This is a genomic window from Streptomyces sp. D2-8 (genome assembly GCF_023184515.1).
Classification (GTDB): domain Bacteria; phylum Actinomycetota; class Actinomycetes; order Streptomycetales; family Streptomycetaceae; genus Streptomyces.
The window spans coordinates 153,723-165,944 of sequence record NZ_JAAHBP010000018.1 but is presented as its reverse complement, the minus strand read 5'-3'; the positions used below and the strand labels follow the sequence as shown (position 1 = coordinate 165,944).

The window sequence follows — 12,222 nt, the reverse complement described above, 5'->3', positions numbered from 1 at the left end:
CGGACGCCAAGATCAGGAAGGCGTTCACCCGCTCACATTCGGGACACCAGGAAGTTGCCGAGGAACAGATGATCCATCTCCGTTTTGAGGAAGCAGGACAGAGCATCCGCGGGCGAGCAGACGATGGGTTCGCCGGCGACGTTGAACGAGGTGTTGATCAGGCAGGGAATCCCCGTCAGCTCGGTGAACTCACGCAGCAGCCGGGCGAGCAGCGGATTGCTCTGCTCGGTGACCGTCTGGATCCGTGAGGTGCCGTCGACGTGGCAGGCGCCCTGGATCCTGTCCTGGTACTCGGGCCGCACCGGAACCACAAAGGTCATGTAGGGCGAGGACTTCTTCTTGCCGAGCTCGAACACGTCGGGGGCGAGGTGCTCCAGGACCACGGGGGCGAAGGGCCGGAACTGCTCGCGGTGCTTGATGCGTTCGTTGATGATGTCCTTGATGTCGGGGAACTTCGGGTTGGCCAGGATGCTGCGGTTGCCCAGGGCGCGCGGCCCGTACTCCATGCGCCCCTGGAACCATCCGATGACGCATCGCTCCCGCATCAGGGTCGCGGCTTCCCGCGGCACGTCCGCGGGGTCCAGTTCCCGCCAGACGACCTGGTCGGCGTACTGCTGGAGGGCCGCCTGGATGTCCTGCCCGTCATAGCTCGGACCCAGATACGGCGTCGTGCTGATCCGGGGCGGTGTGCCGGCCTGCCCGCCGGCGAACAGTGCCGCCCCGATGGCCACCCCGACGTCGCTGGCGCCGAAGCTGACATCCATCTCGGTAAAGCGCGAACGCTCCAGCAGCTTGCTGTTGTTGACGCAGTTCAGGGCGAGTCCGCCCTCGAAGATCACGCGCGGGAGGTCGCTCCGGGCCTCCAGCGTCCGGATCTGGCCGGCGGTCACCGTCTCGAGCATGTGCTGTGCGGCACCGGCCACGCGTACCCGGTAGTCGAACTCTTCCCGGCATTGCTCGTCTCCGCCGAAGATGCGATCGAAGAGTTCGTAGTAGGCGGGTACGGCGTTCGCCGGATAGGGAATCCTGTAGGTGCCGTCGGGGCACACCTCGACCACGTGTTCCAGGAACGGGTTCGGCTCGGGCGGCGCACCATAGCCGGCCAGCCCCATCACCTTGTACTCGTCATTGTTCGGGACGAATCCGAGGTAGCGCGTCACGACGGAGAAGAGCATCGCCAGTGAGTGCCGCGAGTCGATGGTCATGTCGTCGAAGATCTTCACCTGGCCGTCGCGCACCTCACCCATGATCGACGACAGCCATTCGGCGCGACCGTCGCTGACCAGGAATGCCGCGTCCCTGCCGCCCGACAGGTGGTATCCCGTCATCAGATGCGCGATGTGGTGCGGGACCCGGACCAGCTTCTCCGGGTTCAGCCGGTGCCCCGCGTGCTCGACAAAGTCGGCTTCGGTCGCGGCCTCACTGAACATCGCCGCATGCGTCTCCGCCAGACGCTGCAAACGCGCGAACTTCTGCTCGACGGACGCCGCCGGGTCTTCGGTGATCTCGGCGATCATCTTGTTCACCACATCCTGGGAGAACTGCCAGGAGAAGGCGAAGGTATCGACGTCGTCGAAGGATATCCCGGCCGATTCCAGGCACCAGCGCATCGCGTTGACCGGGAAACTCGACGTCTTCTTCTCCCGGTTGAGCCGTTCTTCCTCGACGGCGGCGACCAGTTTCCCGTCGATGACGAGGGCGGCGGACGAGTCATGGCCGTACAGCAGGTGACGGTCGATGCCGGTGGCGCGAAAGAGGCGTCCGAAGATTTCCGCAGACTTGCCGAACCCGTTGTAGCCCAGAACGATCATGAGGAGCTCCTTTCGCTATGGCCAGATCGTGAGGTAGTCCGAGATCACGGTGGACCGCCGGAAGCCCGGGTCGAGGACCGCGCCGGTCAGATCGGCACCGCTGAGGTCCGCACCGTCCAGGTTCGCGCCCACGAGGCGGCAGCCGTTCAGCTCGGCGAGGATGAGGTAGGCCTCGCACAGGTCGGCGCCTTCCAGGTTCGCGCCCCTCAGGTCCGCGGAGATCAGATAGGACTCGGTCAGCACGGCGTCGGTGAAGTCCGCGTCGGCGAGTTCGGCGCCCTGCAGGTCGGCGCCGTGCAGCACCGCCTTGCGCAGGTCGGGCCGGAAGGGCCCCTGCGCCCGGCACCGGCGGGCGTGCTCGTTCCAGTGCCGGGGCCCCTGGAGCAGTACGGTCTCGTCCTCGGTGGGCATGTCTCGACCTCGCGTCTACAGAGGGGTGAGCGCGGTGAGCGCCCGCTTCTCGACGTCCATCGCGGACCGCGCCGTGTCCGCCACGGCGTCCACGAGCGCCTTGAGATCGCCGCGCGCGGTGACGGTCCCCGCTGTCAGCAGTGCCGTTCCCAGGTTCGACCACAGCCGGCCGCTGTCGAGGAACTGCCCGGCGGCCACGGCGTAGCGTGCCTCGCCCGTGCTGTCGGCGACCCTGTTCAGGTAGCGGCCGATCATCGGGCGGAACAGCCCGCCTCCTGTGCCGAAGGACTCGATCTGGCGGCCCAGATGCAGCAGTTGACGCGCCAGGGCGTCGGTGCGTATCACTCGGCCGGTCAGGTCGACGTCCTCCACCTCGCCGTGTTTGGACTGCGGCCAGGACGCCGCCGTCGTGGCCAGCAGCTTCATCCCGGGGATGCCGAGATTCCGGCTGCCCGGCTTGAGGACCTCGCGGCACAGGGTGCGCACGGCCACCGGACCGACGCGGTCCAGCTGCGGAGTCCGCCGCGGCGCGCCGAAGACGTACGCCTTCCAGTCCGGGTTCAGCGGCGGCGAGTTGCGGCTGGACCGGGCCGCCTGCAGCTCTGCCGCAGTCACGGAGACGGGTTCGTCGAACGCCGGGTCCGACACCTCGAACGCATCGGCTCCGAGAGGGCGGACCACGTTGACGAAGTACCCGCCGAAGGAGGAGCGCCCCTCCAGGCCCCAGTACGGAAGCAGGCCGAGGTCCACCCGGGTCATGACGGCCGGCGCCGATTCGAGCAGTCTGGCCAGGCCCGCCGCGGACTTCGGCGCGTGCGTGACGACCTCGACGCCCATCAGCCGCGACGCCCGGAGGGGCATGATCGCCTGCTTGCCGACGACGATGTCCGGCGCGTTGCCGTTGGCCGGGAAGAACGAGAACCCGAAACCCCCGTCCAGCCCGAACACGATATCCTCGTCCGCCTCGTACCCGCCGGCCGCGAGAACCGCGCATTGGCAGGCCGACTCGCAGTGGATGCCCCGCCGGTGGACGTAGCGGCCGGTCGCGTTCATCACGTCACCCCTGTCCCAGTTCCATCAAGGACCGCCGCAGCCGCGGGTCCATCTTCTCCACCGCGTACCGGAACGTGTCGCGGGGCATGTCGGTGTGCCAGGTGCGCAGGAACCGAGCCACCTCGTCGGGGTGGACCTCGGCGGTGACCTTGAGCAGCCAGCCCGAGCCCTTCTGCACGTAGACGTCGTCGTCGTGCATCAGCCGGACACAGTTGTCGAAGACGTGCGACAGCGGCAGCTCGAAGACCGTCCGGCCCACCTTGCGCCGGACGAACTTCACGACTGCCACGTTCGCGGCGCGCCTGGCCCACGGGGAGGCGGATCCGACCCAGCGCCGGGTGTGCGGGATCAGCTCCGGGTGCCCGAGGAAGAACGGGTACAGCAGCTTCAGGCACATGTCGTCGCACTGCGCCCAGTTGGACACGTACGTCTCCAGCCAGTGCTCGCAGCGGTCCAGCAGTTCGCCGCCGAGACCGGCCCTGGCGACCTTGTGCAGGACCGCGAAGCCCAGCAGCACCTCCTCGTGGTACTCGGCGCGCGCCAGCACCTCCTCCGCCAGGAGCAGCCGCGTCGCCGCGGGAGTGTCGCGCCGCTCGCGGAAGTAGTCGGCGGCGATCTCGCCGACCGCGGCGTTGCCGACCCCGAGGGCCCGGATCTCGTGCGGGAAGTACCGCTGCATGCGCACCGCGAAGTCCGGGTCGGCCCTGGCCACAAGTGTCTTCGCCAGCTCGTCGGCGGCGGCTGGAACATTGGTCACGGGGTGCCGATCGTGAGTTTGAGCGGCTGGGCCGTCACCGGCTTCGGTGCGCGTTCCAGCCGGGGCTTGCCTTGCATGACGTACTCGTACTCCTGTTGCATGTCGGCCACGGCCTGGACGGTGTCCCTCGAACGGTCCGTCAGGTTCTGCCCGCCCAGGCCCCACCACAGGTACCAGTTCTTGTGGCTGAGGTAGGCGTTGCGCACGAAGTCGAGCGTGTCCCGGTCGGCGAGGATCGCCGGCTCCACGTAGAAGGCCGGGACGAACGTGCCCTGGCCGTCGCGCAGGATCCCGGCCTTGACGGCCTGGCGCTGCAGTTTGGTGCCGCTGAGGATCCGGATGCCGAGGTTGGCGTAGATCTGAGCCGGATTCAGGAACTTTTCGGTGAAGCGGATCGACTCCTTCAGTGCCTGCGGGGTCTCCCCCGGCCCGCCGAGGAAGATGCAGTGTGTGTGCTCGATCGGGCTGGCCGTGAACAGGCGGTCGATCTCGAGGACCCGCGCCATGTCGAAGCCCTTCATCAGGTCAGCCAGGGCCTCGTCGGTGAGCGCGTCGGTGCCGAGGTCCACCCGGATGCAGCCGGCCGCGTGCAGCAGTTTGACGAACTCCGGGGAGACCGCGTTCGGAGTCAACTGGCAGTACCAGGGCACGTCGAGCTTGGCGCGGATCATCTCCTCGCACACCTCGGCCGCGTACTCCATCGGGTAGTTGAAGGTCGCGTCGACGATCTCGAACTCCCGCACGGCCGGGTTCTCCGCCATCGCCCGCTGGATCTCGCCGACGACCTCGGCCGGGTCCTTGAACCGGTCGCCCTTGCCCTCGGTCTTGCGGATGATGCAGTAGGAGCAGAACAGCTTGCAGCCCCGCTTGGTCTGCAGGGTCTCGATGGCCGGCTGGTGATCGCGGGTGAGGTCGGAGGCCGCCGAGACGCCCTCCTCGAAGTACCGGGGGTCGTACACGGACCGGTCGGGCTCCAGCGCGCCCAGGTCGAACGCCGAGCTCGACTGGTTCTGGCAGAACTTCCCGTTCTCGTCGAGGTAGCAGAGTCCCGAGATCGACTGCAGCCGTCCGCCGGACTCGAGGTAGTCCAGCAGCTGGACGATGCCGGCCTCGCCCTCACCCGCGATGCCGTAGTCGGGCTGGGCGTACTCGAAGAACGACAATGGCTCGACCGAGAAGCCGGATCCGCCGAGGACGACCTTGGCGCTGGTGTACTTGCGTACGCACTGGACGATCTTCTCGGTCATCGGGCCGAAGAAGACCGGGTCGATGAAGGTCAGGTTGTCCAGGTTCCGCACGGCGATGCCGACCACGTCGTACGTCTCGGTGGTCAGCTTCTCCCGGACCGCCTTGAGCTCCCGGGACTCCCAGAGCAGGTCCAGGACGTCGACGTGGTGCCCGGCGTGCTTGAGCGCGGCGCTGATGTAGGCCATGCCGATGGGCAGCGCCGGCCGCGGCACCCGGATCTTGTTGGTGGAGATGAGCAGTACGCGCATGGGCCTTCACTCTCGTCAGGACTGCCAGTACGTCGCCGGCTTCAGGTCGCCGCTCAGGGTGGCCTTGGCGCGGTAGCGGCGCATACGGCCCAGGTCGACCTCGACGACGCCGACGCCCGGCTCCTTGCCGAGGTCCACCATCCGTTCGTCGCCGTCGACGAAGTCGAATCGTTCGGCTTCGAGGAACAGCGGGTCCGCCAGGATCTGACTGCGCCCCATGTAGCCGAATCCCGCGAACAGATTGGTGCCGATCCCGGAGGCGAACGCGATGACGCATTCGGCGTCCACCGCCCTGACCGGCAGTCGCATGTTCGCCACGTACGCGAACATCTCGGGCACCAGCGCGGAGCACACGATGACGTCGACTCCACGGCGGCAGTACTCCCGCGCGACCTCCGGGAAGTTGATGTCGTAGCCCTGCATCAGGCCGATGCGCCCGAACTCGACGTCGAAGACCGGGTACTCCGATCCGCCGGAGAGGTAGCGGGCCTCCAGTTCGTGGCAGTGCACGCGCCGGTAGTGGCCGAGCACCGTTCCCTCGGGGCCGCACAGAACCGATGTGCTGTAGTACTTTCCGTCGTCGCCGCGCTCCAGCAGTCCGGCCACGAGGTGCACGCCGGCCTGCTGCGCCTGCTCGCACAGGAACTCGGTCTCCGGCCCCGGGATGGGCACCGACACGTCGGCCACTTCGAGGATGTTGCCGGACGTGGAGAACGCCTCGGGCAGGCAGACCAGGTCGGCGCCCTGCCCGACGGCCTCGCGGATGTAGTGCTCGGCGCGGCGCAGGTTCTGGGCCGGCTTGCCGAGCTTGGACTCCATCTGGACGACGGCGATCTTCGTCCCGGGCATCACGTGCTCACCGGTTCGAGGGGACGCGAGGAGATCACCAGGCCGAGGTCCTCCTCGACCACCTGCCAGTCCGCCAGGCCGGCCTCCCCGAGCAGCTCGGCCGCCTCGTCCCGGGTGTAGGCGGCCTGCACCGAGCGCATGAACTCGTCGCCGCCCTCCTTCACGAACTGCAGGATGAAGGTGATGTGCCCCTCCTCGGCGTGCCGGTTCATGTCCTCGATGATCACGACGCCGTCGGGCTTGCAGATGCGGGCGCATTCCTTCAGCGTCTCGACCGGCCGGCGCCAGCGGTGCAGCGAGGAGAACGAGAAGACGATGTCCGCGGAGTCGTCCGGGAAGGGCAGCCGGTTCAGCTTGGCCATCTCGAACTCCACGTCGCCGGCGCTGTTGGACCACACGGCCAGCGTCAGGTTGTCCTCGGCGACGTCGACGAGGTTCTGGTTCTCCTCGACCCCTGATACGGCCAGGTCCGGCAGTTTGCCGGCCACGTGGAGCGACAGCAGGCCGGTGTTGAAACCGACCTCGACGAGGTCGGTCATCCCGTCGCGGACGTTGGCCAGGATGCGGTCGCTCGGCCGCTTGTACGCCATCAGCGCGGAGCGGCGCATGCCGAGGTCGTAGAAGCGCACCTTGTCGATGTCGTCGTGCGGTGACGGCTGCGGCACCCGGTCGGTCAGGTTCAGCAGTCGGGCTTCAGTGGTGGTCACAGCCGGCCTCCTCGTCCTTGGGCCGCGTGGTGATCTGCAGGGGAATCGGCTGGCTGGAAATGAAGTTGGAGATGTCCGCTCCCAGGTGCTGCGGGTAGCGCCGGAATTCCGGCGAGTAGAACGCCTTGGAGATGTTGTCCAGGTAGTACCAGCCCTTCGGGCCGGTCACCTCGATGCCGTGCTCGTCGGCGGTGATCAGTTCCTTCTCGATCAGGTCGTCGATCTCGGCGCGGAACATCTCCATGAAGTCGACGCCGTGGATCCGGCGGAAACGCTCCCGGTTGATCCGCCCGGCCTTGACGCCCAGGACCATCGAGCGCCGGATCGCCTCGGACTTGGTGATGTGCTTGCCCATGGAGATCGGCAGCCGGCCCTCCATCACCGTCTGGATGTAGCGGCCGATGTCGGGCTCGTTGAAGTACCAGTGGTCGCGCAGGTGCCCGGTCGCGGTGGGGCCGAGCGGGATGATGGGGATGTCCTCGCTCCACGACGTCTCGCCGTACTTCGGCTGGTAGCCGGGTTTGGCGAAGCAGTCGCCGTAGTAGCCCAGGAAGCCGTTCTTGGAGAGCTTCTCCGCGGCGAACAGGAACATGTCGTCGACCACGGCCTTCTCCGGGACCGGCGGCAGTTTCCTGCGCTTGGTGGAGATCTGCGCGAACTCCATGTACGTGTAGAACGAGATGCAGGTGACGCCGAGTTCGATGGCGACGTCGAGGCTGTGCTCCCAGCTCTCCATCGTCTGCCCGTTGATGCCGTGCATCAGGTCGATGTTGATGTTCTCGAATCCGCAGCGGCGCAGCAGCCGGATGCTCTCCTTGAGCATCTCCGGGTCGTTCGGACGGCCGATGTTCTTGAGTTCCTCCGGCACGAAGGTCTGCACGCCGAGGCTGATGCGGCGTATCCCGCGTTCCAGCAGGACGGTGGCCTTGCGCTCGCTGATGTCGACCGGGGTGGTCTCGATGGAGAAGTCCGCGCCTTCCTCGACGTTGAAGCTGCTGTACATGTGGCCCAGCAGGTCGTCGAGTTGCGGGGCGGTCAGCGCGGTCGGGGTGCCGCCGCCGATGTAGCCGAGGGTGATGACGTGGTCCTGGATGTACGGCCGCTCGGCGTAGTTGGTGATCTCCGTCTTCAGCGCGTCCAGGTAGGTGCGGGTCAGGTCCCGGTCGGTCTGGTGCTTGATGTACGGGCAGCTGAAGCAGAGCCGGTTGCAGAACGGGATGTGGACGTACACGCCCATGGGCTTGCGGGCGAACACCTCCTCCTCGTTCACCGGCACGTGCTTCGTCGGGTACTGCCGCACCCACTCGCTGTCGCGTTCCGGGTATTCCTTCCAGAACGGCATGCTCGTGGTCGTGGTGGTGATGCTCATGCGATGTCCTCCGGTTCGACTTGGTCGACGATGGAACGGACGACGTCCGCCAGAGTGGGCTGGAAGTAGGACGCGGAGCGCAGTGCGAGGCCGGCGGCGTGGGCACGGGCGACCACCTCGGCCAGCGTGCCTTGATGGTCACCGTCGGTCAGGTCGAGCCGCACGCCCTGGTCGACGGTGCGCACGGAACGGACCAGCTCGCCGGCCTGCGCCTCCTGCCCGGCCCAGTCGTGCAGCCGCGCGAGGTGCGCCTCGGTGAAGGCCTCGAGGATCAGGCTGGAGCGCTCGCCCCACCGGGTGACGGCGTCGAGCGAGGCGTCCTGGATCTGGCGGCCCTGGTGGAGCACCACGACCGAGTCGGCCAGCGCGAGGAGTTCGTCGCGGTGATGGCTGGCGAACAGCACGCCGACGCCGTCCTTCTTCAGGCTCCCCAGCAGATCCAGCAGCGTCTCGCGCGCCGTCGGGTCCAGGCCCGTGGTCGGCTCGTCGAGAATCAGCAGGTCGGGGCGGTGCGCGACGGCGCAGATGACGTGCAGCTTGCGCTGGCTGCCGCCGGAGAGACTGCGCACGTACTGGTGGCGGTACTGCTCCAGTTCGGCCAGGGCGATCAGTTCCTCGTACCGCCCGGGGTCGGCCCGCCTGAGCTTGAGCTGGTGCTTGACGTACGTCTCCACACTGACCCCGTCCGGGAGGTCCTTGGCCTGCTGGACGTACCCGATGTGGCGGCCGACCTGCCCCCAGCGGCGGGGCGGGGTGCCGCAGATGCGCACCTCACCGCCGGACGGGCGCAGCAGGCCGGCGACGAGCCGGATCAGCGTGGTCTTCCCGGCGCCGTTGGTGCCGATGATGGCCACGCCCTCGCCGGCGTCCACCGAGAAGGTGAGGGAGCGCAGGGCGAAGTCGGGGCTCACCCGGTGCTCGAGCCGGTTGACCGACAGGACCGGCGCTGCGGTGCTTGCGGTGTCAGCCATGGCCGATCCTCCTGCGGAAAGCCCAGGCCGCGATGGAGAGGGCAAGGAACGAGTAGGCCACCGCCAGCACCGACGCCCCGGTGGCGGAGACGTCCGGCGAGGTGGCGGCGCGGAAGATGTCGATGTGCACCGAGAGGGGGAGCCTGGCGAAGACGTCGCCCAGCGTCCCGAGGTTGTCGAGCGGGAAGAAGATCCCGGCGAAGTACATGAGCGGGATGACGATGATGTTGACGACCGCCGGGAAGGAGATCTCGTTGGTGTACGTCGCGATCAGGATCCCGAGCCCGGCGAAGGCCGTGCACGCGGTGAAGAAGCCCAGCACGAACAGCGGCACCGACTCGATCCGGGCGTCGAAGACCCCGACGCCGAGCAGCAGCACCAGGACGAACTGGAACAGGCACTTGAGCACCACGCCGACGATCCGGGCGAGCAGGAACCCCGAGTACGACAGGGGCGAGAGGATCAGGTCCTCGATCGTGCGGCGGTTGCGGTCGATGATGACCGTGTAGCCGACGGTGTAGGTGCAGCTGAACATGATGCCGGCGCCGATGATGCCGGGGAAGACGAAGCCGAAGTAGTTGGCGGCCGTCGGCGCCGGGCTCACCATCTGGTCGGTCGCCGCCCCGAAGGCCAGCACCATCGACACCGACGTCAGCAGCGTCGACACCGCGAACAGGCGGTTGTCGAAGAACTGCCGCATGTCCATGACGACGAGCCCGAGCACGTCGCCGAGCCAGCCGGACTCCGGCTGCATACGCGTTGCCCTCATCAGGCGCGCCCCCCGTGGATCGTGCTCCAGGTCGAGCGCAGGTCGTCGTGGAACGGCAGGCCGGCGCGCGCCTTCCGCCGCTGCCGCCAGTGCACGTCCGCGTCGATCACCGCTTCCTGGCTGCCCGGGGCGGCCTCGGCGAGGATGTCCGCCTCCGGGTCCTCCCGGGCGTCCTGCACCAGACCGTCGACGATCATGCTGCGGCCGACGTAGGTCATGTTCGCGAAGCGGTTCTCGCCGACCCCGCTGGCGAACACCAGCGCGCACTCGTTGTCGGCGGCCCGCGCGCGGCACAGGGAGCGCAGTGGGTGCGAGAACGACCCGAAGAGGTTCGCCACGCAGACGACGAGGTCGGCGTCCTGGGCGAGGTACTGCCGGCTCGCCTCCGGGAACCGCAGGTCGTAGCTCACCTGCAGGCCGATCCGCCCGACCGGCGTGTCGATCACCTCGCCCGGCGAGCCGGTGGAGATGTACTCGGACTCCCCCGCCCACACGCAGGCACGGTGGTACCAGCCGAGCGGGTCGCCGCCGGGGCCGACGAGCACGGCGGCGTCGAAGACGTCCCGCCCGGCCGACAGCAGCACGCCCGCGGCGATGTGCATCCCGAGGGTGCGGGCCTGCTCCGCGAGGAACTGGACGACGGGGCCGTCCTCGGCGGTCGCGTCGGTGCGCAGCGTGGGGAAGTTCAGGCCGGTGGCGAACGTCGCCGGCAGGCACGCCAGGTCGGCCTCGCGTTCTCGCGCGGTGGACAGCAGCTTCGCGGCTCGCGCGAGGTTCTCGTCCCGCTGCCCGGGCTCGATCCGCATCTGCAGGGCGGCGAGCCGGGTGCGGGGGCCACGGAAGAGGCTCATCGCAGCGCCGCCTCGGCCGCGACGTCCTGACAGGCCCGTTCCAGCTCCGCAAGGAACTCGTCCAGCATCTTGGGTGTCACATGCCGGGTGACGACCAGCCGCAGGGTTTCGCCGAATCGCTTCGAGGTGGAGACGATCCAGCCCCTCGACTCCAGCAGCTGCGAGATCCGGACCGCGTGCGGCATCTTGACCACCACGATGTTCAGCTGCGGTTCGGCGAACAACTCGTGCCCGGCCGCGCGCAACCCGTCCACCAGGTACCGCGTCACCTCGAAGTTGGTCCGGGTGAGGTCGCGGAAGCCGTCACGCCCGAGGTGTTCCAGCACCGCGTAGGTGGAGACCGCGGCGGCGCCCGGACGGGTGCCGAGCAGGGTGTGGTGAACCGGCGTGTCGAGGAAGAACGAATCGACCGCGAAGCGTCCGGCGTCCTGCGCGCCCCGGAACAGGATCGCCCCGGCCGGGACGTTGGCCAGTCCGTACTTGTGCGGGTCGATGGTGATCGAGTCGACGCCGTCGACGGTGAAGTCGAACTGCGGTAGGTCGTGGCCGAGTTCACGGGCGAAGGGGATGATGAAGCCGCCGGTGGCCGCGTCCACGTGCAGGTGCACGCCCCGTCCCGCCACCACCGGTCCGATCTCGTCGACCGCGTCGACCACACCGAACTCGCTGCTGCCCGCGGTCGCGACGACCGCGACGGTGTGCTCGCCGATCCGCCGGGCCACCTCGCCGGCCGGCAGCCGCAAGGTGTCGTCGACCGGCACGACCACCGGGGTCAGCCCCAGCAGGCCGAAGACCTTGGTGAAGGAGAAGTGCACGGTGCTGCTGACGACGACTTCGGGCCGGTCGGTCAGCCGCCCCCGGGCGCGCGCCGACTCACGGGCCACCAGCATCGCGATCAGGTTCGCCTCGGTCCCTCCGGACACCAGACTCCCCGACCCGCCGGGGTTGCCCAGCAGATCGAGCAGCAGCTCGACGACCTTGCGCTCGATCCGCTTGGTGCCGCGGAAGATGCGCACGTCACCGAGGTTGGTGTGCGCGGCGGCGGACGCCATCTCCACACCCAGCGGGTGGGGTTCGGTGCAGATGGAATTGAGCACCCGGTTCCACGGCACGTCGTCTGCCAGCTCTGTGGCGATCCGCCGTCGGACGTCGGAGGCGGGAGCACCGGCGATGCGCAT

12 protein-coding genes are annotated in these 12,222 nt (G+C 68.1%); all 12 read right to left on the bottom strand.

Annotation, left to right across the window (positions count from 1 at the left end; genetic code table 11):
* Positions 1-32: 32 nt before the first annotated feature.
* The 12 genes from G3I77_RS27990 to mfnA are packed head-to-tail and all read right to left on the bottom strand — an operon-like array spanning position 33 to position 12,222.
* Positions 33-1,811, bottom strand: coding sequence for a carbamoyltransferase C-terminal domain-containing protein (locus G3I77_RS27990; protein ID WP_248508081.1), 1,779 nt, complete (start codon positions 1,809-1,811; stop codon positions 33-35).
* Between the two features lie 15 nt (positions 1,812-1,826).
* Positions 1,827-2,222 (bottom strand): pentapeptide repeat-containing protein, encoded by a 396-nt coding sequence (locus tag G3I77_RS27985; RefSeq protein WP_248508080.1) that lies wholly within the window; start codon positions 2,220-2,222, stop codon positions 1,827-1,829.
* 15 nt (positions 2,223-2,237) lie between these two features.
* A complete protein-coding gene (locus G3I77_RS27980; protein ID WP_248508079.1) occupies positions 2,238-3,275 on the bottom strand; it encodes a BtrH N-terminal domain-containing protein in 1,038 nt (345 codons plus the stop codon).
* Between the two features lie 4 nt (positions 3,276-3,279).
* Positions 3,280-4,032 carry a DNA alkylation repair protein gene (locus tag G3I77_RS27975; RefSeq protein WP_248508078.1) on the bottom strand — a complete coding sequence of 251 codons (753 nt, stop codon included), beginning with the start codon at positions 4,030-4,032 and terminating at the stop codon, positions 3,280-3,282.
* The gene (locus G3I77_RS27970) at positions 4,029-5,528 is read right to left on the bottom strand and encodes a B12-binding domain-containing radical SAM protein (protein WP_248508077.1); all 1,500 of its coding nucleotides are present in this window, start codon (positions 5,526-5,528) and stop codon (positions 4,029-4,031) included. Before G3I77_RS27970 ends, G3I77_RS27975 begins: the two co-directional genes overlap by 4 nt.
* Positions 5,529-5,543: 15 nt before the next feature.
* On the bottom strand, positions 5,544-6,377 hold the full coding sequence (locus G3I77_RS27965) for a carbon-nitrogen hydrolase family protein (protein WP_248508076.1): 834 nt from the start codon (positions 6,375-6,377) through the stop codon (positions 5,544-5,546).
* Positions 6,377-7,084, bottom strand: coding sequence for a class I SAM-dependent methyltransferase (locus G3I77_RS27960; RefSeq protein WP_248508075.1), 708 nt, complete (start codon positions 7,082-7,084; stop codon positions 6,377-6,379). Before G3I77_RS27960 ends, G3I77_RS27965 begins: the two co-directional genes overlap by 1 nt.
* Positions 7,071-8,453 (bottom strand): coproporphyrinogen-III oxidase family protein, encoded by a 1,383-nt coding sequence (locus G3I77_RS27955; protein ID WP_248508074.1) that lies wholly within the window; start codon positions 8,451-8,453, stop codon positions 7,071-7,073. Before G3I77_RS27955 ends, G3I77_RS27960 begins: the two co-directional genes overlap by 14 nt.
* Positions 8,450-9,424, bottom strand: a complete 975-nt coding sequence (locus G3I77_RS27950; protein WP_248508073.1) for an ABC transporter ATP-binding protein — start codon at positions 9,422-9,424, stop codon at positions 8,450-8,452. The genes G3I77_RS27955 and G3I77_RS27950 overlap by 4 nt, the downstream gene beginning before the upstream one ends.
* A complete protein-coding gene (locus G3I77_RS27945; RefSeq protein WP_248508072.1) occupies positions 9,417-10,193 on the bottom strand; it encodes an ABC transporter permease in 777 nt (258 codons plus the stop codon). The genes G3I77_RS27950 and G3I77_RS27945 overlap by 8 nt, the downstream gene beginning before the upstream one ends.
* Complete coding sequence (locus G3I77_RS27940; protein ID WP_248508071.1) at positions 10,193-11,044, bottom strand: carbon-nitrogen hydrolase family protein; 852 nt, start codon at positions 11,042-11,044, stop codon at positions 10,193-10,195. The genes G3I77_RS27945 and G3I77_RS27940 overlap by 1 nt, the downstream gene beginning before the upstream one ends.
* A complete protein-coding gene (gene mfnA, locus G3I77_RS27935) occupies positions 11,041-12,222 on the bottom strand; it encodes a tyrosine decarboxylase MfnA (RefSeq protein ID WP_248508070.1) in 1,182 nt (393 codons plus the stop codon). The genes G3I77_RS27940 and mfnA overlap by 4 nt, the downstream gene beginning before the upstream one ends.

What these genes read in the sequence shown, in the direction of transcription:
- mfnA (WP_248508070.1), bottom strand. Translation starts at nt 12,222, where the DNA reads ATGCGCATCGCCGGTGCTCCCGCCTCCGACGTCCGACGGCGGATCGCC.
- G3I77_RS27965 (WP_248508076.1), bottom strand. Translation starts at nt 6,377, where the DNA reads ATGCCCGGGACGAAGATCGCCGTCGTCCAGATGGAGTCCAAGCTCGGC.
- G3I77_RS27970 (WP_248508077.1), bottom strand. Translation starts at nt 5,528, where the DNA reads ATGCGCGTACTGCTCATCTCCACCAACAAGATCCGGGTGCCGCGGCCG.
- G3I77_RS27990 (WP_248508081.1), bottom strand. Translation starts at nt 1,811, where the DNA reads ATGATCGTTCTGGGCTACAACGGGTTCGGCAAGTCTGCGGAAATCTTC.
- G3I77_RS27980 (WP_248508079.1), bottom strand. Translation starts at nt 3,275, where the DNA reads ATGAACGCGACCGGCCGCTACGTCCACCGGCGGGGCATCCACTGCGAG.
- G3I77_RS27950 (WP_248508073.1), bottom strand. Translation starts at nt 9,424, where the DNA reads ATGGCTGACACCGCAAGCACCGCAGCGCCGGTCCTGTCGGTCAACCGG.
- G3I77_RS27985 (WP_248508080.1), bottom strand. Translation starts at nt 2,222, where the DNA reads ATGCCCACCGAGGACGAGACCGTACTGCTCCAGGGGCCCCGGCACTGG.
- G3I77_RS27945 (WP_248508072.1), bottom strand. Translation starts at nt 10,193, where the DNA reads ATGAGGGCAACGCGTATGCAGCCGGAGTCCGGCTGGCTCGGCGACGTG.
- G3I77_RS27955 (WP_248508074.1), bottom strand. Translation starts at nt 8,453, where the DNA reads ATGAGCATCACCACCACGACCACGAGCATGCCGTTCTGGAAGGAATAC.
- G3I77_RS27940 (WP_248508071.1), bottom strand. Translation starts at nt 11,044, where the DNA reads ATGAGCCTCTTCCGTGGCCCCCGCACCCGGCTCGCCGCCCTGCAGATG.